Origin of the sequence: Peribacillus sp. NPDC096448 (assembly GCF_044762675.1) — a bacterium.
Taxonomy (GTDB): domain Bacteria; phylum Bacillota; class Bacilli; order Bacillales; family DSM-1321; genus Peribacillus; species Peribacillus frigoritolerans_B.
Genome location: NZ_JBIWEU010000005.1, coordinates 253,094 through 275,426, shown reverse-complemented (window position 1 = coordinate 275,426; position 22,333 = coordinate 253,094). Strand labels below are relative to the sequence as shown.

Here is a 22,333-nt window from a genome sequence, read left to right as displayed (position 1 = left end):
AATAATTTAGTTATCTAAAGGCAGTTTAAGAGGTTCGCTAGAAAAGCGGGAATAATAGGTTTAGATTTGCCTTCCGCTCCAGTATAGCCATAAATAAGGGGTAGGGATTCCACTTTGCACAAAGTTGTTGACCAAATAGGCATCCTCCTGTTGGTATAAACTCCATTAAGAAATAATTAAGGTTCCTTTATTAATCTGTTCCTATCATGTTTAAGAAAATATAGGGGGGATAGGTTTTGATAAAGATGGGATTAAAAGAAAAAAGTGTGAAGGTCATTTTGGTTGGTTCCCTTGTGGGGATGGGAACATCCACTTATATGTCAGCGGCAGAAGCTGCGGAAGGCACTTCTATCATTCTGGAAGAGGCACAAACGGTGAATAGTCTTTCAAAGTTAGAAATAGAGGGTATAGCACTGGATCAAAAATTTTCAGATGATGTACACAACTATAGTTCAGCAGTGGGGAATGATGTGGAAAAGATCACCTTGCTTGCAGCGAGCCCTAACGAGAATGCAGTCATTTACGTGAATGGTGTTAAAATGACAGATGGTAAAGTGAAGGATTTAACTCTTCAAACTGGGATGAATACGTACGAAATCACCGTCAGCGATGGGGAAAATGAAACCGTTGCCTATACTCTCAAGGTCGAAAAACATGAAAGTGATGATAACCATTTAACATCGATTGGATTATCAAAAGGCTCATTAACATTCCATTCTAAAGTGACAGCTTATCATGCTTCAGTTGAAAATGAAGTCCAGTCCGTTAAGGTAACTCCGACATTGAGTGACAGTAAGGCAATTGTAAAGGTGAATGGAAAGGATGCAACCAGTGCAGGTGTGAAGGTTGCCCTTCCAGTCGGTAAGACAACGGTGAATATAATCGTTACAGCAGAAAATGGAGATGAAAAAATATATACACTCACGATTACACGGGCCGCAGCAAAGGAAACTGAATCGAAAGCTGTTCCTAAAGAGGGTGAAGTTCAAAAGGAGCCCTCAACAGGAACGAGTAAAGCCCAACCTTCCTCAGATAAGGGGAATAAATCATCTTTAGCATCAGCAGGATCCTCCAATAATCAAAAATCAGGCGGTGGTGTCAGCCAAGCACCGAAAGCACAGCAAATTGAAAGTATTTCAACACAAAAAGTGAAAACGGATTCTGTTGAGAAAGTTACGTCAGCAGATTCTTTAGGCGAGGAAGGCAATGATGCACCAGTGTTGAACAGTCTGACGTTATCATCCGGAGTATGGAACAAATCTTTTGAATCTAATGAGCATACCTATCATATCGAGGTCGATAATGATATTTCTTCAGTCGAAATGAATGCAGCGACAAATGCGAGCGGAGCAACGATTGAATATGACGGTAAGAGCAGTGAAAAAGTGAAAATCAAGGATAAAGCGAAAACGGCTATTTCCGTTACCGTTTCAAAGGATGGGGAGCGTCGTACTTACGTCCTTGTTTTCGAAAAGGATATGGATGTTGAAATGGATGTGGAAGAAACCGTGGATGATGTCAAAACAAAAGAAGTGGAAGTTGAGGCAAAGCAAACGAGTACAGCTGGCAAGGCGGAGAGCGAAACATCCAATGATACAGGTGGCCAGGTTAATGGGAAACAACAGGTTGAGACCGTGTCATTCTTTAGGAATATAAAGGATTTCTTCACCTCCCTGTTTAAATAGGATGGTTTTGAATCCTGCAAAAAAAAGGACAAGGTTTAGGCTTGTCCTCGAAATTCATATTTAGATGGGCAAAATGATTTGGACCTCGGTTCCTTGGTTTAGTTCACTGTTAAAGCGGACCTTTCCCCGATGCGCCTCAATGATTCGGCAACTGACTGTCAATCCTAATCCGGTTCCTTTTTCTTTTGAAGAATAGAAAGGCTCTCCAAGATGCTTTAAGCGGTTTTTTTCTATTCCGCTTCCATTATCTTTGATGGTGATGGAAAGGTTATTGTTCATACGTTCGAAATCAATCCAAATGTGATCGGCGGATGCCTCCATGGAATTCTTGAGCATATTTATGAAAACTTGTTTTAATTGGTTTCCCTCACATAATAGAAGCGGTATTTCATTTTTGACAGATATTGATATTTGGGTGGGGTACGAGTCCGCCTCAGGTTTTAACAAGGTTTTGACATCATTCATCAGGTCGATGATTTGATGTTTGCTGAATGGAAGTTCCTGTGGTTTTGCCAGAACGAGTAACTCGCTTACAATAAGATTGATCCGGTCCAATTCACTTAACATGATCGTATAGTATTGTTCATAGGGATGGTCGCTCTTTTTAAGCAGCTGGACGAAACCCTTTAAAGAAGTCAGCGGATTTCGTACTTCGTGGGCTACACTTGCGGCAAGTTCTCCGACTATCGATAATTTTTCGGTTCTTCTTAAGCGTGCTTCGGTTTCTCGAATTTGAGTGACTTCTTTAGCATAAGTAATGATACCGACTAAATCCTCGCCAACCATCATCGGGACAAACGTACAAGAAAGTAAGATGGACTTCCCGTACTTCGTCAGGAATTCTATATCCTTCCCTTTTTTGATTCCCTTTTGGTTTTCCATGACATATTGGCATGATGTACGGATCAATTCCGCGTCTTCTTCTGAAAAGTTCAAATTAATGAATGAGGCGCCATGTATTTCTTCCTGTTGAAAGCCTGTTACCGTTTCAAACCTTGGATTCACGGTCGTGATCATTCCATTTAAATCAAGCATCAGCATCGGATAAGGGTTGTGTTCAAACAATGATTTATAGCGTTGTTCGCTATCAAATAATTGATTCTCCGCGACAACTCTTTCAGATATATCCCTGCCAATGACAACTAAGCCTTTACGTGAACCATCTTCATTGAACAGGGGAACTTTAATTGTATCAAAGGTCTTGTGATTGCCATCGGGAAGAGGGATGATTTCCTCACACCTTGTAATTTCCCCCTTTACCCACGTTTCTTCATCGGAATCTTCACAGTAGATCAAAGACTCTTTATAAAATTCGGAGTATTCTGCGAGCTCACTGTCTCTTTTTCCCTTATAATCTACATGCTCTAATTGAAATAATTGCAGCCCGAAGGTATTGGATTCAAGCCATCGGCCATCCCCATCCTTGAAGTTAACGAAATCCACCATTGAATTGATGAGTGTGCGCCGACGTTGTTCCGCTTCTTTTAATCGTTTGAATTCTTCCTTTTTAGCTAAATAAAGATATAAGATAAAGCCTATTGATAAAAGGAAAACGATGCCTTCAGCCCTTTGGAGTTGAATGAAGACCTCTTTATTATGGATATTTGTAGTTAAAAAATAGTCGAATACGACTAATGTAAGAATCCCGGATAGGATATATATTGCTAAGATGGAGCGTTTGGACATGGAGATTCTCCCTGATTTTAAGACATTTCAAAGGTAAAATTACATACACATTTTAACAAACTATCGGTAAAAAATATATGCAGAATCCTAAATAAAAAAACAGGGGCCAATGTGGTCACCTGTTTTTTCTGAATAAGGTTAGTTTCTTCTTCTTTTTTGCACGCTTATAGATAATGAAGAATAGTAAAAAGAGGAGTGCGAGAGCAGCTAGCGTATATTGGTTCATTTCAACAGATAGCAGTCCATAGGGAATCAGCGATAGGAAGAAAAAGTATATAAGGTTGCCAAGTGCCGTCGCTAATAAAAAGTCCTTGAAAGTGACGGTGCTGACTCCAGCTGCCAAGTTAATTAAGCTTGTTGGGATAAGCGGGAAAATCCTGCCTGTAAAAACGTACATGAAGCCATGCTCCACGGCAACTTTTTGCCATTTTTCGCCAATCTTCTTTAAGAGAAGCTCTTGAAACCAGTTTCTTGCTGCATAAAAAATGAATCCTGAGGCAACAACACTTGTAAACCAACTCCATAGATAGCCATATATGAATCCGAATATCGTGACATTGATGGTCAGGAGCAAAATTAAGGGTATGATTGTAAAAGAATTTTGTACAAACATCAATACGAATGTCACAATAAATGTAAGCCAAAGGTTTTCCTTCAATATACCAATAACAGAATCCAAATCACTTTTCCAAACCAAAGTGAACAACTCTGCATTAGAGTAAATAAATACTGCGATTATCAGTAGACCAATTATGGTCAGGACTTTTTTCAATGGGCCACCACCATTCATACTAATAGTTTATCATTTTCGAGTTCATTGGTGAAAAAAAAGAGCTGCCGCATCATGCAGACAGCTCTTTTCCATTATAGTGGGTTAACGACGCGAAGATTCCTTTAAAGCCACTTTTCAAACTGAATTCTTTTGTTCATTGCATAAATGATTGGCGCGCCAATCAGGAGGACAACGAACTCACCGACAGCCGTAGTCATCCAGCTTAGCCAGAATGGCAAGCCAAAGGCAAGGTTCAGTTCAATTGCAATTAAAAACATTGTGAACGTGAAAAAGATAATCGTGGCGATCATCCGTCCTTGAATGCTTTTAATGAAACGAGAAACGAAGATGACAAGCAATAAGGCGAGCAGGGATTGCCCCACCCCAAAAATCAAATCATATGGCACCATCGGTGAAAAGAGCAGATTCGAAATGAAGACCCCGCCAACGATACCGTAGATATACTTTTTATTGAATACAATCAGATGATTCAACATTTCCGGGACACGAAATTGGAACATCTCAAAAGCTATTGGTTTAAACACCAATGAGACCGCCACATACAGGGCAGCCAATAACCCGTTTATCACGAGTGTACGAACATTCATTTTACTCTCTCCCTAGTTTTTTATCGTGGGATGGTTACGAACCACGTGCAGGCGTTTACCCGATGATTAATAGTATCCCATGTAAGCTTGTTTCGTCAATTTGTAAAGAATGGTTTTAAATTATAAGTTTCCAAGCGGAAGAAGTCGCACAATAGGATTTTGATTTATTGCAATGAAGGATGATATTATTTCAATATGTACTTTAAAGGAGTGAATATAATTGTCGATCGAGAGTGTCAAAAGCCACTTTAAGCAATGGAATCGGGAAGGCGACGTAAAGGAGTTCGAAACATCGAGTGCTACGGTGATTGAGGCAGCGGAAACCATCGGTGTAATCCCAGCGCGGATTGCCAAGACTCTTTCCTTTAAAGGGGAAGGTGAACATGCAATTTTGGTTGTTGCCGCTGGGGACGCGAAAGTGGATAATAAGAAATTTCGTCAGGCGTTCGGTTTCAAGGCACGAATGCTTTCACCTGAAGAAGTGCTTGCACAGACCGGCCATGCAATCGGAGGAGTTTGCCCGTTTGGGCTGGCAAACGATTTAGCTGTTTTTCTTGATGTATCGATGAAGCGCTTTGAATCATTGTTCCCGGCATGCGGCAGTACGAACTCTGCAATAGAACTTACACTCGCTGAATTATTTGAATATTCAGGTGCGAAGGAATGGGTCGATGTTTGTAAGGGTTGGGAAGAAAAGGCGAATGAGGAAACGGCGGTAGGCAATGCAGCTGATGTCATCTGATCAATAGTTCCATACAGATTCACTGAATGGAATGGAGTCCACTAGTGTGGACTCTATTTTAGTGGCGATCGCATGCATCGTGAAGAAAGTGTTCCTGAGCGGAGGTTGAAAGATGTTAAATGGAAGCCAAAGAAAAAGCAATAGCAGCTATCTCAGTCTTAAAACTCTTTATGAAGAAAATATAACGGTTAAGAGCATTGCCCAGGAGCTTGAGTTTTGCCATAAAAACGATTTGGCGCTGGATATCCAGAAAGCAATGGAAAAAAAGAATTTTGATATATTGGCAGTGCAAGATCAGGGGGAAATCATCGGGTATATCGAGAGGGAAGAACTAGGTGAAGGGATCATTTCTGAATATTTAAGAAACTTTTCACCAAGGGAAATGGTTTCGGATTCAACCCCTTTGATCCAGCTTCTCCATATCTTCAAGAATAAAACAAGGGTGTTCGTATTAGAGAATAATTCAATTAAAAAGTTGATTACTCATGCCGACCTTCAAAAGCCTCCGATCAGGATGCTGATATTCGGATATATTACCTTATTGGAAATGAGGATGAGCGATATCATCCTGGATAGATTCGGTGATGGCAGCTGGTATCCAATGATCAGTGAAGACCGTTTAGAAAAGGCAACCGAATTATATAGAAGGAGAATTGATAAAAATGAGGATATCAATATAATAGAGTGCCTGCAAATCAGTGATAAATTCGATATTATACATAAAGATAAAGAATTGAGGCACTTCTTCCAAATCCCTTCGAAAAGTAAAGGGAAGAAGGATGCGAATGCCATCCGGAAATTACGGGATAAGATTTCCCATGCTAATGAACTGGGTCTGGACATGTCATGGATGGAAATCATCGAGGTTGTCGAGTCCTGCGGCCGACTGCTCGAAATCTCTGAATCCTATCATTATGAAAAATAAGATCCGGCTAATCATGCGGGTTCTTTTTTTTAGCGCATCCAGACAGAAAAAAAACTGCCCATATCAGGCAGTCTCCCCGAAAAACTCAAAACTCCGGCAGTTGATCCAGGTTATTTTCCTTTATCCCATCGGGCTCACTCCGCAATATGTCACGTCCATATTTATGAAAGACGTCAACGTTGGCCAGGTTGCCCGCCTTTGCTTCCGCAAGGGCTGTCGGGTAGTCGAGTTCGCGGCCGGAGTTCGTCTTGATGGCGATAATATTGTCCTCTTCATTTTTCCTTACGGCGATGATTTCTTCTTTTCCTGCTGAATCAAGTTGGTTTGCTTGCGGTGTTCCCTGCTGTTTATATGATTCATAGGCTTCTTCAAATTGGTCCATGTTTTTGACACCTCCTATTTATAGGGTGAACCATTTTTTCTGCAATATACAAACCGGATTTCGTCCAACTTGAGCCGTTAATTCGTCCAAATGGGCCGATTTTTCGGCACTTTTATTAGTGAATGCTGTCGTCTTGGCCTTTTTGCAGTGGCATGGTACTTGCATCTTGTATAAGAGTAGCAAGAATTAATATCCACTAGATTAAGGGAGGAATATGAATCATGAATGTAAAACAAGGGGCAAGCACTGTAAATGCAAAACAACAGGTCAAGACAATGAAAGCGGCCGTCGTCAATGAATTTAACCAAAAACTTGAGATTAAAGAAGTTCCGATCCCAGACTTGGAATATGGTGAGATATTAGTGAAAATTAAAGCCTGTGGCGTGTGTCATACCGATTTGCATGCGGTACATGGTGATTGGCCGGTAAAACCGAAACTTCCGCTTATCCCCGGACATGAGGGTGTGGGCATTATAGAAAAGGTGGCGGAAGGAGTAACTTCCTTGAAAGTGGGTGACCGTGTTGGGATCCCTTGGCTTTATTCGGCCTGCGGCGATTGTGAATACTGTCTGACCGGCAGGGAAACGCTTTGCTTGGATCAATTGAATGCAGGATATTCCGTGGACGGCGGGTATGCGGAATATTGTAAAGCACCTGCCCAATATGTGGTGAAGGTTCCTGAGGGGCTTGACTTTGCGGAGGTATCACCGATTTTCTGTGCAGGTGTAACGACTTATAAGGCGCTTAAGGTATCAGAAGCAAAACCTGGCGATTGGGTAGCGATTTATGGAATTGGCGGATTGGGACATGTTGCTTTGCAATACGCAAAAGCGATGGGCTTTAATGTCATTGCTGTCGATATTCAAGATGATAAGCTTGATCTGGCAACGGAACTGGGGGCGGATTACACGGTTAATGGGCTTAAGACCGATCCTGTACAGGCCATTAAGGATAAAGTTGGCGGTGTGCAGGCCTCCATTTCTGTAGCGGTTACGAAAAAAGCATTCGAACAGGCTTACAGTTCAGTCAAGAGGGGCGGGACACTTGTCGTAGTCGGATTGCCGAATGATGAACTTCCAATCCCAATTTTTGATACAGTGTTAAATGGGGTAACTGTAAAAGGGTCTATAGTCGGGACGAGAAAAGATTTACAGGAAGCTGTTCAATTTGCGGCTGAAGGTAAAGTCAGAACGAATATAGAGACGAGGAAACTTGATGAAATCAATGATGTATTTTCAATGATGGAAAAGGGAGAAATCAACGGACGCATCGTATTGACGCTGGAATAGGAATGGATGAGGATGCCCTGGAACGGGGCATCCTCTTTTTATTATGTCTGGTTCTTCTCATTTAATATATAGCGTAATTTCCTTATGGATATCTGCAAGCGTTTGGCTGCTTCATTCCGGTTGCCGTAGGTTTTTTGCAGTGCCTGCATGACAAGCTCCTTTCCAATTGTCGATTGAAGCTGTTTGATTTCCGTAAGTATATCTTCAAGCATCAGTTCATCCTTCTCATTAAAGTCAGCCACTAGCCTTTTTCGCCATTCTTCAAGAAGGTTTTCAGTTGACTGAGTCTCATTAGGGGACAAGTTTTTGTCAGGGGTGATCTGGCTGTTGGATAGAGAGAGATCATTGGCGGTTATTACCGACTTATGGTCTGCAAGAGTTAGCGTGCGCATGACCACATTAGATAGTTCGCGTATGTTGCCTGGCCAGTTGTATTGCTGTAGTTTTTCAATGGCTTCATTGGAAAATGAGATATCTCCATGACCATTTCTCTCGATCAAGTGACGGACAAGCAAGGGAATATCTTCTTTTCGGTTCCTTAAAGGCGGGATATCCAGAGTCACGACGTTCAGTCGGTAAAATAGGTCTTCCCGGAATTTATTTTTGTCCACTGCCTGCTGCAGGTTTTCATTGGAGGCCGCCACTAACCGGGCGTTCGTCCGTAATGTCCCGCTGCTGCCAACCCTCATGAATTCCCGCGTTTCCAAAACCCGAAGCAATTTGACTTGAATGGCCGGACTTGCATCCGCAATTTCATCAAGGAAAAGCGTCCCGTTCCCGGCAATTTCGAAAAAACCCTTTCGCAGCTGGGTCGCTCCGGTGAAAGCCCCCTTTTCATGACCGAATAATTCGCTTTCAAGCAGGGATTCAGAGATTGCTCCACAATTGATGCCGATAAAAGGTTCATGGTTTCGGGGGCTGGCTATATGGATGAAGCGGGAAAGCACTTCTTTTCCGCTTCCGGTTTCTCCTTCGATTAATACATTGACGGATTTTTGGGCAACCTTGAAAGCCGTTTCAATCAAATTCTTCATTAAAGGACTTTCACCGACAATGAGTCCTGAATCCTCGGCTAGCTTATGGATGAAATGCTGATTCAAAGCTTCATTTTCATTTAATAGGTTGTCAATCTGTCTTTCAAGTACTTCAATATCCACAAAGGGTTTTTCCATGTAATCACTCGCGCCAAGTTTCATTGCATCAACAGCGGTTTTGACGGTGCTGTATCCGGTCATGATCAGTACCTTGCAACGCGGCTGCAGTTGTTTTAGATGCTGCAGGAGGGAAAGTCCATCACAATCCGGGAGCTTCAGGTCTATCATCGCGACATCAAATCGCTGCTGATTCCAATCGATTTCATGAAAATCCTTCCCGCTATTCACAACTTGTACGAGATAACCTTTCATCGTAAAAAGGCGGGATAGAAAAGTCCCAACCTCTTTCTCATCGTCTACCACAAGTAAATGAACCACCTTATCGTCCCCTTTCCTCTTCTGCTTGTAAGGGAAGCCTCAGGAAAAAAGTGCTTCCTTGTCCTGGTGTGCTCAAAACGTCGATCTTTCCGCCATGGTCTTTGGCAATGCCAAGGCTTACAGACAGCCCCAAGCCTGTACCTTTTTCACGGTCTTTAGTCGTATGGAAGGGATGGAATATGAAGGGCAGGCGTTCTTTTTCAATCCCCGTTCCGTTATCAGTCACCTGAACCACCATGAACTTGTTTTCTGAATAGGTAGTGATTGCAATCGATTTTTCCGTTTGGGCGGACTCATCCAATGCGTCCTTGGCATTCAATAGCAAGTTGATGATGATCTGTTCTATCTGCGGCTGGCTGCCCTTTATGTAAGGAAGGTCTTCCTGAAGGGTAAGATGGAGGGAGATCTGCTTCTTCCCAAGCTGGAACTTCAAAAGGTTCAGGACCTGGTGAATGGCTTCGTTAATAGAGTAATAGTGGAATCTATACTCATCCTGCCTTGAGAAGGTAAGCAGGCTTTTTACTATTTGCCTGCATCGGTCCCCGCAAATCCTGATATCGTTCAATAGCATATAATCCAGATTGTCCTGAGGGGTTTTCCGCATTAAAATTTGCGAGTTACCTAGAATGGCCGTTAATGGGCTATTCAATTCATGGGCAATCCCTGCTGCCATTTCACCAATCGCCCCAAGTTTACCGGCATGCAATAGCTGGACTTCCATCTGTCTTCTTTCGGTGACATTTTTATAATAAGCAATGACCCCATATACTTGTTGCTCCTTATTCTGAATCGGGTAAGCATGCATTTCCAAGATGGTATCATGCTGAAGGAGAATTTCCTGAAACCCTGGCTTATTAAATGAAAAGGTATCTGTAATCAGATTTTGCGATTTTTCAATTAAAGGAACCAGCTCGGAAAAGTCCCTGGCTGAATCATTGGATTGATAAACCGTTCCTTTGTGATCGAAGACGATGATCATATCTTCAACTGCCTTGAATGTATCCTCCCACTCCTGTTTTGAATGAAGAACTTCCTTATAAAGCTGGGCATTCTCCAAAGTTAACGCAAGCTGGTTGGATAGTTGCTCAAGAAATTCGAGTTCATCTTCATGCCATGTTTTCTTTTTCTTCCTGCCGAAAGTCCAAATTCCGATTTTTTTACTTTTTCCGTATAAAGGGACTAATAGAAGTGATTCGATCTCAAGGGATAATAGACGTTCCTTTTCCGGGAAGTCCGGTAACTGGTTAACTTCCACCTGAATCGGCTGCTTTTCTTTCAGGGCGGATGAGAAATCCTGAAAAGGGTGTAACAAGTTTTTGGAATCCATTTCAAGTTCGCAGTGACCATTAGGGCAGATGTGAAGCAGGGCAGGTTCTTCCTCATACAATATGACAAAATGACTGTCATCGAAGGTAATGAGCTGCTTAAGTTTTGCAATAACATTTCGGAGAATCTCTTGGATGTCGATGTCCATATTCATATTTTTTGTGATGTCATTCATGATTTCAAGCTGCATATTCTTCTTCTTCAGCTGATCCACGGTTTTCTTAAGTTCCGTATAATACGTCTTCTTTGAAGATTTAACGCCTGTCATTAAATCTATCATTTCAAGTTTGTTCATGCTTTTCACCTCTTAAAGGGCTGTAAGAAGCAGCTGATTAATCTGTTCCAATGACATATCACGAGGGTTTGTGATCATGCAGGCATCCTCAAGAGCGGTCATCCCTATCGAATCTATCATTTCTTTCGTAATGCCGACATCACTTAAACTCTTGGGAGCCCCTATATCCTGGGATAATTCCCTTACGAAGTGAATGGCTGCCATTCCTGCTTGCTGCTCCGTCAATGCCCGTGTATCGATGCCCATGATGCCTGCAATCTCGCTGAATCGCCTTGGTGAGGCAATTCGATTGAAATCCATGACATGGGGAAGGAGTATCGCATTGATTTCACCATGCGGAAGGAGGTACTTGCCGCCTAGGGCATGTGAAATGGCATGGGCAGCTCCCAAAATGGCATTGGAAAAAGCCAGTCCAGCCTGCAGGCTCGCCATCGCCATCGCTTTTTTTGCTTCCTCATTATGCCTGGAGGCAACAGAGGGGCGTAAGTGGCGGGAAACGATGAAAAGCGCGTTTTTAGCTTGTACATCTGTCATTGGTGTCGCCGCGAGTGAAACATAGGATTCAATGGCGTGGGTCAAAACATCCATTCCCGTAGCTGCGGTCAAATCCGGTTCCAAGGTGGTCAAGGTACCAGGGTCGACTATTGCAATATCGGGGACGAGTGATTTTGAAATGATCGTCATTTTTTTTTCGCGGAATGAATCGACGATCACCGAAAACTGTGATACTTCCGAACCCGATCCTGCCGTGGTCATGATCATCACCATGGGCGGGAGGGGAGAGTGGACTTTATCAACACCTTCATAATCACTGATGATGCCGCCATTCGTTACTAAAAGGGCAACCCCTTTGGCGACATCCAAAGCACTGCCTCCGCCCAAACCGATGATGGCATCACATTCTTGTTCTTTAAATGCCAAACAGCCGGCTTCGATCTCCCTGTCCTTCGGATTGGTCGTCATTTCAATGAAGGTAGCAAAAGCAAGGCCTGCATCTTGGCAGGATTTAATGACTATATCTAACCAGCCGGCATTGGCCACCCCTGAGTCGCTTACTATCAGCGCCTTTTTGGCGCCCAGCCGCAAGCAGGCCTCGCCAGCTTGTTCAATCGAACCTTTTCCAAAAATCACTTCCGGCATCACGAATTTAGTTATCGACATTTTTGCGCCTTCTCCCTGTGAAAATTCTATCTCTTCTGTATTATTTTCCCGAAAAAGAGCGAAAATCCTGTTTGGTTTCCAGGTATTTTTATATAATATGACAAAATATCGATTGATAGAGAACTTTCGGCATGAGTCAAAACTCCTGATAACTTCTTTAATTTGTAATTTCGTTACTTTAGACATGTATGAATAGGGATAAACCTACCTAGTTAGTATTATCTATATATTGTAAAATTATGGAGAAATCTATTAAACTGGGAGGCAATCTATGAAAAAACAATTTCTAACAGTAACCTTGATCGCAGCATTGACACTCGGGACAGCCGGGACAACCACCGCTTTAGCAGCGCCACATTCATCGCCGGTGCTATCTGCACCATCCACGGACAAGCATGTCATTAAAAGAATCGATGCCGATAAAATCTACAAGAATATTGAATACCTCTCACAAACACCTCGGGTGGCTGGTACGGATTCTGAGTATAAAGCCGTCCAATTCATCAAAAAGCAATTTCAATCTTATGGCTATAAAGCCGATATTGAAGAGTTCAAATTTTTATCTTATACAGACCCAAATCTGGTCGAGCTGTCCGTTGCTGGATTTGATGGGGAAATCCAAGCGAACCATTTAACCTATTCAGTTAATGGGGATCTATCCGGTGAAGTGGTATATGCCGGTTTAGGAACGAAGGAAGAGCTTGAGGAAACCGATGTTGCAGGGAAGATTGCCCTAATACAAAGAGGGAGCCTCACTTTTGCAGAGAAAGTATTGAATGCAGCGGAAAAAGGGGCATCGGGAGTCATCCTATTCAATAATGCAGATGGGGAATTAAACGGGACACTCGGAGAGGATAATGACAAGTATATTCCATCCGTCACGATCACCAAGAAGGATGGAGAAGCCCTTTTGGAAAAATTGAATGCTGGAGTCAAATTGACAGCATCATTAAAAATCGAAGGAGCCCATTCCGGAGAAAAAACCTCTTATAACGTAGTTTCAACTAAAAAAGCAACAAAGAACAATAAAGCAAAAAAGAGCGATATCATTTATATTACTGGACATCATGATTCCGTCGCGGGGGCACCCGGAGCGAATGATGATGCATCAGGAACATCCGTCACCCTTGAACTTGCACGTGTTCTGAAGAATCTTCCTACAGATACGGAAATTCGCTTCGTCACCTTTGGGGCGGAGGAAAATGGATTGTTGGGTTCACAGCATTATGTGAGCAATCTTCCTGATGATGATATCAAGCGGACCATTGCTAATTTCAATCTGGATATGGTGGGAAGCAGGGATGCCGGGGATTTGGTCATTTTGACTAATGATGGAGAAATGAACCTTGTAACCGAGCTGGCCCAGGCATCAAGTACAAGACTGAATGGCGAGCCGACTCCATATGGACAAGGCGGGAGAAGTGACCATGTATCCTTTGCTGAGGCAGGAATACCCGCTGCCTTATTCATCCACAGTCCTACAGAACCTTGGTATCATACTCCTGATGATACCATTGATAAAATCTCAAAAGAAAAGCTTCAAGATGTAGCTGGAATTGTCGGCACCGCCGTCTATGACCAAGCTAAAATCGAAACTAAAAAACCTGATCTCAATCATAACAAAGGGAAAAAGGTGAAAGTACCGCATTTATTTAATGAAAAGGAATTCAGATAATGCAGTAAATATTTAGAGGGTGCAGCCTGCATCCTCTTTTTATGTTTAAAAATGGAAAAGAAGGGGTAATAAGTCTAATCCGGAATTGATGCCTATGGGAAGGATTTCCTAAATCGGTAGCATAAATAGCTTATTTATCCCTATTTAACTCTAAGACTATAATCCTTATAATAAAAATTATGAAAAATATGACAGTCTACATAATGAGAATAGTATGTTTGAGGTGATTTTTTAAGTGTATGCAAATTCATTGAGTGAAATTCACTCAGCCCTCTCCAGCAAAATGTCCGATGTGAATGAAAAAATCAATCGTTTGGAGCAGGCAAAAAGACAAATCAAAGACGAACAGAATGCTTGTCTGGGGGAAATTGCTAAAATTAAAAATCCGGATTTGGCAAAAAGCTGGACGGGAAACCGTGCAGAAGACTTTCAAGATGCCCGCAGTGATGCATATAAGGCAATGTCAACGATCATTCATGATGATTATGACGACTATCAAGAGAAAATCGACGGTAAAATCATGATGCTTAATATAGAAAAAAAGGCTCTGAGTGCAGCAGGAACCATAGCACATGAGGCGGATGTTCTTTTAGGTAAAGGGGAAGCCGTCATAGATCAATTGGAAAGCAAAATATCATATTTAAAAGGGTGGTTGTTTTAATGACGACAATCAAACTGAATCATCCTGCCGTAATGAAGCAAGTCGATCAGGTGAAGACGGCACTTGGTACAGTCACGCTTGGAAATTTGCCGGCAGGCGAGCTTGGCAGCAATAAATTGGAATTCACTTCGAAATGGATCGACCGGGAAACGAACCTGGAGAAGGTCTTTGAACAATATATCAAAATCGTCCAGAAAAATGTGGAAGATACCCGTGCCAACATTGACTTATTAAAAGAACAGGATGAAGCCATCGCCCATGCGTCTTCACATGGGTATCCTACGCGATGAAAATATATGAAGCCGAGACATTGACGGCCGCAACCAAGTCGCGCGCCAAGCAATATGAAGAACTAAAGAAGGAAGTCTCAGCCCTGAAAAAGGAATTTCAGGGCATTGTCGGCCTGGATAACGAGTTTCAGGGAGCCGGTGCTACCGCCATCAAAAGCTTCTATGAAGCGCAAATTGAGGTGGCGGACGCCTGGATGGAACTATTCACGACCCAGATCAGTTTTTTGGAAGGCATTCCGGCCAGTCTGGAAGAGGCGGACCTCTCCGGAAATACGGTGGTCGAGGTTCCCTTTTTAGATGGCGAAGTCTCAAACGGCATCAACCAAGCGAAGTCGCTTGTCGATCAACAAGCGAACGATCTTCAAAGGATCCTCGACAGCATTGACGATATTCTGCCTCTTGATATGTTCGACCAAAAGGACTTTAATGAAAAAATCACGCTGGCCGGGCATAGACTGGATGACACCGTGACAAAGGTCGAGAATGTGGACAGGCAATTGGTCGAGGAATATGATGTGTCCATTGGGCAGGAAAACGTGGCCGTTGGCCTCTTCCGTGCCTTGCTTGATGCCACCAAACAGGACGGCAACGTATCGCCGATGACATTCAATCAATCGGCCTTCAAGAGCAGTGACGTCTATCAAGTGAAGGATGAAGTCGCCGGTCAGATGAAAGATTATCAGACCTTCAAAAAGCAGCAAGCCGAAGCCCGGAAAATCGAACAAGAAATGGAAGAACTCGAAAACCGCCCATGGTACGAAAAAGCCTGGGATACGACAAAAACCTTTACAGGGGAATTCACGGGATATTATGATTCAATCAGGGCCTCAACCGGAGTCGATCCAGTAACAGGGCGCAAGCTGTCCGATGCCGAACGAATCGCCGCCGGCGCCATGGCAGCCGCTGGATTCATCCCCGTCGTCGGCTGGGCAGGACGGGCCATCAAAGGCGGCAGCGCCATCTACAAAACGGCCAAAGGACTCAACGCAGCGAACCACGCGCTCGATGCCTATAAAACGACAAAAGGCTTTAGCCTCCTCCAGAAAACCGAATACGGGATATACGGGCTCCTCGCAGCCAACGGCCTCGGTGAAGCGGCCACAGGCAAAGATATGTTCGGCAACCAGCTGACCGAGGAACAGCGCCAGAACGGGCTGTTAATGGCAATCGGAATCGGCGGTGTGGCAGGTGCTGCTAGGTATGTGGATCATTTACAGGCTAAGAATGCACTCTATCAAACTACTGACTTATTAAAGGAAAATAAAGTAGTAAGAAAATATGCTAAGGAAATAGCGAAACATCCAAATCCTAAACCTGTTGAAGACGTATTAAAGTATGTAATTAAGAAACAAAATTCTATAGGAACTAAGGTAATGCTCGATGGAGAAGTTGTTGAAAAAGTTTTAAAGGAAGTTAAGCCGAATATCACGATAAGGGAACTGGAAAATTTAAAATGGAGTGTAATAGAGGAAGCTACTTTAAAAAATAAGACCATTCTTCAACCTTCACAGAGAGCAAGGTTATGGCAGGGATCTAATCCTTACTTTGGTATAGATACATATGAGGATATTATTTTGAAAAAAGGCACAATCTTATTTGCTGGATATCCAAGACCAACAGGTTATTGTTTTACAAAAGAGGTTTTAGATAGTGTAGACGGAGATTCAAAAAAATTATTTCAAGGTGTTCAAGTTAATCCTAGAGAATTTGATGATGGAACGGGAGATTATAAATTTCAGGTCATCCAATTCGAATTAATGGATGATTTACCATCAGCTAGAGGTATGACAGATGCTAATCCTCAATTTGGATCAGGCGGTTTAGAGCAAATATTCACACCTGATTTTGAAGATTTACTTAGGGAAGGAAAAGTAAATCCTGTGCTGGAAGATGTGACTAAGCAAAAATTAAGAGGAAATGGAATAGAGTTTAATCCAACATTGTTACAACAAAAAGATGAAAGTGGTAAATACATCTACGAAACAATCAGTAAGACTTTTGTAGAGATAGCAGAAGATTCAAATGTTATTAAATTGAAAAACTTTGAATTAACTAAAGCTGAAATGGATGAAATTAATGAAGCGATAGAAAATGCTGATTTATTTGAAATGGGGATTCGTTAATGAATAATTTGAATAACGGAACATTGACAATAGAAGGAATTGAAGTTAACCAAGATACAAAATTAGATTTTTTTGAGAAGTCATTAGCAACAAATTCTAATTTTGAGGTTAGGAAGAGGCAGCCTGATAAAGCAACAGTTGGTTCCTTAAGGCCCATACAGTTGGGAAGCAAAAGATTTTCTGTTAGAATTTCTTTTGAGAATAATATAATAAAGGGAATACGTTTAAAGGTTAGTGATCCATCCATTAACCAATGGGACTATGAAGAAAAACTATCTCAGCATGGCGAATGGCTTACAGAGCAAATTGGTTATCCTGAGGGGATATTGTCTGAAAATGTATTTGAATGGGGTAAGATTACCCAATGGTATGATCCGCGGTCCAGTGATGCAGGAATCAGCATACTATATTTCCAAAGGTAAAATGACACGAAATGAATATGAAAATAAGATAAAAGAGTTAGGTGTAGATTTACAAGAACTCAATATTGTTATTGGAAAAAAAACTAATGTACCAATTTCAACAGGTTGTTACTTTGAAGATGGAAATTGGATATTGTATAATGTGGATGAAAGACAAAATTTTTCAATTATCGTAAAGGGTAACGAGGATCGAATTTTTAAATTTTTATATATGATAACGATTGGAAAATAGGGAAGTAGAATTATAGGCGATTCATATAATTTGGATGCCAGACTACTTAACCAAAGCAGCAAAACCATTGCATGCCGTGGTAACATAGTTAAGATTTTTGAAAATGAAAACCGTATTTTGCTAGAATAAAATGAAACCTTGAGTGGCTAAAGCCATTCAAGGTTTTTTTATAAAAGGAAAAAAACCTATAGTATAGGTGTTAGTTTTTATAAAACCAAAGTGTTACCTTAATCAATCAGTAGTACATTGAATTAAGCAAGGAGTATTGAAGGATGACAAAATGGTACTTAAACAAAAAGTAGGTGTAAAGAATGACAGGCAGAAGAATGGTAGACAGATGGGAAGACGATAACAAGATTTTTATGAGTTTAGCCATTAAGAAAAGATTATTACCGAGTATGTATGGCGGTATTATCGGAGACATGCTGGGTGTTCCTGTTGAATTTAAAAAAAGAGGGACTTTCACTATTAATGATATATCGGGATATGGAACCTATAATCAGCCGCCAGGCACCTGGTCGGATGATACTTCGTTAACTTTATGTTTAATTGAAAACTTAATTGAAAAAAGCGATTCAGCGGAGCTCATGCAAAAATTCGTTCAGTATATGGAATCTGGTTATTGGACACCACATCATGAAATGTTCGATATTGGCAGAACGACCAGTGAAGCCATAATCAAGTTTAGAAATGGATCCCCGGCACCAGAATGTGGCGGAAATGCCATGTTTGATAATGGGAATGGGGCGTTGATGAGGATCGCTCCCGTGGCATTTATCCTTTTTAATAACTTTAATTTCATTGAAAAAATCCAAACCATTAAAAAATATACGGAAGTTACACATTCTCATCCGCGTTCTGTGGTAGGTTCCATTATTTATGTCGAGTTTTTACTTAGACTTTATTATAATAATTCTCCTGAAGTTTCAAAAAGGGAAATAAAAGAACTTTTTGATGAGAATTTTGATAAAGATCATATATACTAAAAAGAGCTGCAATCCTATTCAAGGATTTTTGAGGAAGATTTCTTTTCATTACCACATGAAGAAATTCAGTCAGATGGTTATGTCGTTCATACGTTGGAAGCAGCCATTTGGTGCTTAGGAAATTCAAATTCGTTTAGCGATGCCGTTTTAAAAGCAGTGAATCTAGGGGATGATACGGATACAGTAGGTGCCATTACAGGGACAATGGCAGTTATGTACTATAAAAAAATGGACGACATTCCTAAAGAATGGCTTGAGAAAATCACAAGAAAAGAAGATATTGATAAATAAATTGAGCAATTCCATAGATTTTGTGCAGATAAAGCAATTAAAGAAGAGTATGGGGATTGAAGTAAAACCCCTCATATAAACATAAGAAACGCCCTATAAAAGTCCTTTATAGGGTTTTTTTATGTTCTGAGGACAGATTATGCTATGTTAAACGGGAAGCGAAGCAGTTTATTATTGGTGATGGAAAATTAAATAATGGAGTGGGAAAATGATAAGAAAAGGTGAGTATACGATCTATAATGGGAGAGAGTATAGATTCATAGAGTCTGATACAGTGGAAGCTATTGAATTAATTAGCAATGATAAAAAAGATATGGACAATGGCTTTACTTATTACAAAAATAATATTTACACGAAAATGGTAGGTGTAAGTGAAGTTAAAGAATTATATTCTATTAATCCCTATGCTGTATATAAAGGAGAGGTGTTTCCAGCATCTGAAGAAAGAAGAACTGGAAATGTATTGTTGGCTACAACAAACACTAAACTTGCTAAAAGGATGGGGTTTGAACGGACAGATAAATATATGTACTCCAAATCTGTGGAATGGGATGAAGTGAAAATAATCGAGGAGAGGAAACCTTATTCATTAGATTAATTTCCCCATTTCAAACTCGATTAATATTTATTGCACTATCCCCTCTAATGAGCTTTGGAACTGTTTTGTTAAAGGTTTCCTTTATAGGCGAGTAGATAGGAAGATGAAATGGATAAGAAAAAGCAGTTAATCGATCAATTAAAAGTTGTGATAAATAATCTTGAAAAAGATTATAGTAATGAAATTACTAGCGGCGTTTTTCAACTTATATATATTAGATATAAGAATGCATTGGATGTAATGGAGTGTAATGAAGATATAAGGGAATTAAATATTATTGGCGGCGTAAGGGCTTATATGGATAGTTATAATGACTATCAAAATCCGTTATTAGGAGAATTACATAAAGCCGAAAAATTAAATAGAGAATTATTCCATGCTTGATAAAGTTTGAAAATGGAGGAACCTATGATAAGAAAAGGAAAGTATGCAATACATAATGGTAGCGAGTATAGTTTTAGTCTACTGAAAGATAAGTCTATAAGGTTAATAAGTAATAAATATGCTGATCTAACTCAAGGTTTCAAACATTTAGATGAAAATATCTATATAAAAAATGTTTCTGTAGAAGAGGTAGATTTATTTAAGATAAATTCAAAGGGAGTATATAAGGGAGAGAAGTTTTCAGCTTCTGAAGAAAGAAAAACCGGAAAAGTATTGTTGGCTACAACAAACACTGAACTTGCTAAAAAGATGGGGTTTGAACGAACAGATAAATTTATGTACTCAAAATCTGTGGAATGGGATGAAGTGGAGATAATCGAAGAAAGGAAACCTTATACATTAATTAATTTTCTGATTTAAAGCGCCTACATAAAGTAAAAGCGGTTATTTCATCAAAAAAGTGGGTATTAAGAATTAAGCGGTCTTTCATTTAATATCTAGCACTAAGTTTTCTTTATGTTGAATAAGGAGAATTTGGTGGGAGGTGATTAAATGAGGAAAGCCTATGGTATAAAGCGTTTAATAATGTACCTTGAGTCGGTAAATTATCCAATTACCGAAGAGGAAATCAATGATCTAATATTAAATAAAAAGATACCCCACCTCAGACCCATCAATAATTTGCTGATTTTTAATTTGGATCATATTGATGACTGGCTTAGTGATCAGCAATCCAACCCTTAGTTAATTGAAGCCCTGCTTTAAGTGGAATTTTGATTTATATGTGTACCTGTAATCTAAGTCCATTGATGTAAACACGTGAATATGAAAATGGGAAGGCTAGCCGAGGTGTTTCATGAAAACCTTGGCTGGCCTTTTGTTTATCCCTACATTTTCAGAAAAACGAATCAGCGCCAGTTGATTTAGTAACAATAGTATAATGCCATTACCAAACCGGCCGAAGGTGCCTGGATTATAACAGCTTAAGCAGAGCCTGTACACCTGTTAGGATAAGCCCTATGATAAAACCACAGACCGCCCCGTTCACCCGAATCCATTGTAAGTCTTTTCCTACACCATTTTCCATCATATCAATCAGCGTTTCATTGTCTAGCTTATCTAAGTTTTCTTGTACAAGATTGCCGATTTGCGTATGATTTTTTTCAATGAGAACAGTAATTTGTTTCTGTATCCAGTTATCGATGTGGATGCTATTTTCCTTAATATTGTCCAGTATATGATGAATCAGTGGCGTAAGGTAAGTATCCATGAAATGTTCATCTTCGACGAAATCCAATGCTTCTTGTTGAATTTGTTTTAGGCTTCCCTCTATTGTCGCCTCAGGCTCCCATTTTGTCAGAAGTTGATTTTTCCATTTTTCAACTCCTTCCAACAGTTCCCGGTTATGGTTAATGCCTTGTATCTCTTTCCGGATATATAAGATTAAAGCTTCTCTATTTGGTTCTTTCTCGTTTTGTAAATTATTTACGACACTTAATAACAGGTTTTGGATGATATTCCCAAGTTTCTCTTCGTTAAGTAGACTTTGAATGGATTTAATGGCAAACTGAAGCATACCTTCCAGTTCAATCTTGCTGAGTACATCCATGGAAACAGTGCCAAGTCGATGACTGGTTTCTTTTTTCCCTAACCAATCTTCCGCTTTTTTCAAAACATGATCCAAAGCCTTCTTATCAAACTCTTCGTTAAGTAACTCTGAACTTACTAAATGCAGAATCTTGTCCATGTCTATGTTAGAAAGTGATGCTTTAATTTTTTTTGTAACGAAAGGTGTAACCTTTTCTATATCTATATAACCAACCATTTGCTTGATCAGTTTAATCAGGACTTTTCTAAAAGTATCACTTTGAATCTCTTTTACTAAAATAGGGATCAATTTTTCAGTAAAAGGAATATGTTTTACTTTGTCCTGAATGCTTTCCTTAGAAAGCCAGTCGTTTTTTAGCATCGAAACAAGTGCATTTGTCATTCTTTTACGATTGTTGGGCAAAAGCGCTGTATGGGGGATTGGTAAACCAAGTGGATGGCGGAATAATGCAGTGACTGCAAACCAATCTGCCAATCCGCCGACTAAACCAGCCTCAAACCCTCCATGTAATAAATCCAGCGGCAACGTACCTTGAAATGGAGTGGTTGCAATATAACCCGCCCCCATGATAATTAGTGAATATCTAGCTATTTTTCTTGACGATTTTATTTTTGGTGACATTATATTCTCTCATCCTTAAAATTCATCTATATGTTTAATGCCTTACTTTTATCTAGTAGTAGTATAGCAGGTAGTTCAAAAAAATACTCCCAACAAAG

General features: G+C 40.5%; 22 protein-coding genes, 1 pseudogene and 1 riboswitch. Of the genes and pseudogenes, 15 read left to right on the top strand and 8 right to left on the bottom strand.

All coding sequences use genetic code 11. The annotated features are described in order from the left end of the window. Positions 1-245: 245 nt before the first annotated feature. On the top strand, positions 246-1,685 hold the full coding sequence (locus ACIQ0C_RS11515; RefSeq protein ID WP_403060008.1) for a cadherin-like beta sandwich domain-containing protein: 1,440 nt from the start codon (positions 246-248) through the stop codon (positions 1,683-1,685). Between the two features lie 60 nt (positions 1,686-1,745). Here the strand turns inward: ACIQ0C_RS11515 and ACIQ0C_RS11510 are convergent, their stop codons facing one another. The 3 genes from ACIQ0C_RS11510 to ACIQ0C_RS11500 all read right to left on the bottom strand — a co-directional run bounded on the left by ACIQ0C_RS11510 (position 1,746) and on the right by ACIQ0C_RS11500 (position 4,751). After that, positions 1,746-3,371, bottom strand: coding sequence for a PAS domain S-box protein (locus tag ACIQ0C_RS11510; RefSeq protein WP_403059900.1), 1,626 nt, complete (start codon positions 3,369-3,371; stop codon positions 1,746-1,748). A 115-nt stretch (positions 3,372-3,486) separates the two neighbouring features. Continuing rightward, complete coding sequence (locus ACIQ0C_RS11505; protein ID WP_403059897.1) at positions 3,487-4,143, bottom strand: TVP38/TMEM64 family protein; 657 nt, start codon at positions 4,141-4,143, stop codon at positions 3,487-3,489. Between the two features lie 122 nt (positions 4,144-4,265). Continuing rightward, positions 4,266-4,751, bottom strand: a complete 486-nt coding sequence (locus ACIQ0C_RS11500) for a QueT transporter family protein (protein WP_402838584.1) — start codon at positions 4,749-4,751, stop codon at positions 4,266-4,268. A gap of 6 nt (positions 4,752-4,757) precedes the next feature. Further along, positions 4,758-4,802, bottom strand: a riboswitch (PreQ1 riboswitch). 169 nt (positions 4,803-4,971) lie between these two features. Between ACIQ0C_RS11500 and ACIQ0C_RS11495 the strand changes: the two genes are divergently transcribed. Both ACIQ0C_RS11495 and ACIQ0C_RS11490 read left to right on the top strand, forming a co-directional pair. Next, positions 4,972-5,493 carry a YbaK/EbsC family protein gene (locus ACIQ0C_RS11495; protein ID WP_402838586.1) on the top strand — a complete coding sequence of 174 codons (522 nt, stop codon included), beginning with the start codon at positions 4,972-4,974 and terminating at the stop codon, positions 5,491-5,493. Between the two features lie 112 nt (positions 5,494-5,605). Continuing rightward, positions 5,606-6,418 carry a hypothetical protein gene (locus ACIQ0C_RS11490; protein WP_403059894.1) on the top strand — a complete coding sequence of 271 codons (813 nt, stop codon included), beginning with the start codon at positions 5,606-5,608 and terminating at the stop codon, positions 6,416-6,418. Between the two features lie 85 nt (positions 6,419-6,503). Here ACIQ0C_RS11490 and ACIQ0C_RS11485 read toward each other — a convergent pair whose 3' ends face one another. Continuing rightward, a complete protein-coding gene (locus tag ACIQ0C_RS11485; protein ID WP_402838590.1) occupies positions 6,504-6,800 on the bottom strand; it encodes a DUF3892 domain-containing protein in 297 nt (98 codons plus the stop codon). A 275-nt stretch (positions 6,801-7,075) separates the two neighbouring features. Here ACIQ0C_RS11485 and adhP point away from each other — a divergent pair, with 275 nt between their 5' ends. After that, positions 7,076-8,089, top strand: coding sequence for an alcohol dehydrogenase AdhP (gene adhP / locus ACIQ0C_RS11480; protein ID WP_403060005.1), 1,014 nt, complete (start codon positions 7,076-7,078; stop codon positions 8,087-8,089). A gap of 41 nt (positions 8,090-8,130) precedes the next feature. Here adhP and ACIQ0C_RS11475 read toward each other — a convergent pair whose 3' ends face one another. Genes ACIQ0C_RS11475 through ACIQ0C_RS11465 form a run of 3 tightly spaced genes read right to left on the bottom strand, consistent with a single transcriptional unit; the run spans position 8,131 to position 12,343 of the window. Next, the gene (locus ACIQ0C_RS11475) at positions 8,131-9,561 is read right to left on the bottom strand and encodes a sigma-54-dependent transcriptional regulator (RefSeq protein ID WP_403059892.1); all 1,431 of its coding nucleotides are present in this window, start codon (positions 9,559-9,561) and stop codon (positions 8,131-8,133) included. A 1-nt stretch (position 9,562) separates the two neighbouring features. Then, positions 9,563-11,182 carry a GAF domain-containing sensor histidine kinase gene (locus ACIQ0C_RS11470; protein ID WP_403059889.1) on the bottom strand — a complete coding sequence of 540 codons (1,620 nt, stop codon included), beginning with the start codon at positions 11,180-11,182 and terminating at the stop codon, positions 9,563-9,565. A 12-nt stretch (positions 11,183-11,194) separates the two neighbouring features. Then, positions 11,195-12,343: an iron-containing alcohol dehydrogenase gene (locus ACIQ0C_RS11465; RefSeq protein WP_403059886.1), complete on the bottom strand. Its 1,149-nt coding sequence runs from the start codon at positions 12,341-12,343 to the stop codon at positions 11,195-11,197. A 271-nt stretch (positions 12,344-12,614) separates the two neighbouring features. On the opposite strand from ACIQ0C_RS11465, the gene ACIQ0C_RS11460 reads away from it, so the two are divergent. From ACIQ0C_RS11460 to ACIQ0C_RS11410, 11 genes and pseudogenes are all read left to right on the top strand, one after another. Then, the gene (locus tag ACIQ0C_RS11460; protein WP_403059883.1) at positions 12,615-14,018 is read left to right on the top strand and encodes a M28 family peptidase; all 1,404 of its coding nucleotides are present in this window, start codon (positions 12,615-12,617) and stop codon (positions 14,016-14,018) included. A gap of 235 nt (positions 14,019-14,253) precedes the next feature. After that, on the top strand, positions 14,254-14,679 hold the full coding sequence (locus tag ACIQ0C_RS11455; RefSeq protein WP_260398000.1) for a DUF5082 domain-containing protein: 426 nt from the start codon (positions 14,254-14,256) through the stop codon (positions 14,677-14,679). After that, positions 14,679-14,969: a YwqI/YxiC family protein gene (locus ACIQ0C_RS11450; RefSeq protein ID WP_342605511.1), complete on the top strand. Its 291-nt coding sequence runs from the start codon at positions 14,679-14,681 to the stop codon at positions 14,967-14,969. The genes ACIQ0C_RS11455 and ACIQ0C_RS11450 overlap by 1 nt, the downstream gene beginning before the upstream one ends. Next, a complete protein-coding gene (locus ACIQ0C_RS11445; RefSeq protein WP_403059878.1) occupies positions 14,966-17,092 on the top strand; it encodes a ribonuclease YeeF family protein in 2,127 nt (708 codons plus the stop codon). The genes ACIQ0C_RS11450 and ACIQ0C_RS11445 overlap by 4 nt, the downstream gene beginning before the upstream one ends. Further along, positions 17,092-17,514, top strand: a complete 423-nt coding sequence (locus ACIQ0C_RS11440; protein WP_403059875.1) for a hypothetical protein — start codon at positions 17,092-17,094, stop codon at positions 17,512-17,514. Before ACIQ0C_RS11445 ends, ACIQ0C_RS11440 begins: the two co-directional genes overlap by 1 nt. Before the next feature lies 1 nt (position 17,515). Further along, the gene (locus ACIQ0C_RS11435) at positions 17,516-17,746 is read left to right on the top strand and encodes a hypothetical protein (RefSeq protein ID WP_403059872.1); all 231 of its coding nucleotides are present in this window, start codon (positions 17,516-17,518) and stop codon (positions 17,744-17,746) included. Between the two features lie 311 nt (positions 17,747-18,057). Further along, positions 18,058-19,023 (top strand): annotated as a pseudogene (locus ACIQ0C_RS11430) (ADP-ribosylglycohydrolase family protein). Positions 19,024-19,231: 208 nt separating this feature from the next. Next, a complete protein-coding gene (locus tag ACIQ0C_RS11425) occupies positions 19,232-19,621 on the top strand; it encodes a hypothetical protein (protein WP_403059869.1) in 390 nt (129 codons plus the stop codon). Positions 19,622-19,729: 108 nt separating this feature from the next. Next, a complete protein-coding gene (locus tag ACIQ0C_RS11420; protein ID WP_403059866.1) occupies positions 19,730-20,005 on the top strand; it encodes a hypothetical protein in 276 nt (91 codons plus the stop codon). A 24-nt stretch (positions 20,006-20,029) separates the two neighbouring features. Continuing rightward, positions 20,030-20,425 (top strand): hypothetical protein, encoded by a 396-nt coding sequence (locus ACIQ0C_RS11415; RefSeq protein WP_403059863.1) that lies wholly within the window; start codon positions 20,030-20,032, stop codon positions 20,423-20,425. Positions 20,426-20,557: 132 nt separating this feature from the next. Beyond that, complete coding sequence (locus ACIQ0C_RS11410) at positions 20,558-20,749, top strand: hypothetical protein (protein ID WP_403059860.1); 192 nt, start codon at positions 20,558-20,560, stop codon at positions 20,747-20,749. Positions 20,750-20,978: 229 nt separating this feature from the next. Here the strand turns inward: ACIQ0C_RS11410 and ACIQ0C_RS11405 are convergent, their stop codons facing one another. Beyond that, the gene (locus ACIQ0C_RS11405; protein ID WP_403059857.1) at positions 20,979-22,235 is read right to left on the bottom strand and encodes a DUF445 domain-containing protein; all 1,257 of its coding nucleotides are present in this window, start codon (positions 22,233-22,235) and stop codon (positions 20,979-20,981) included. Positions 22,236-22,333: the final 98 nt, after the last annotated feature.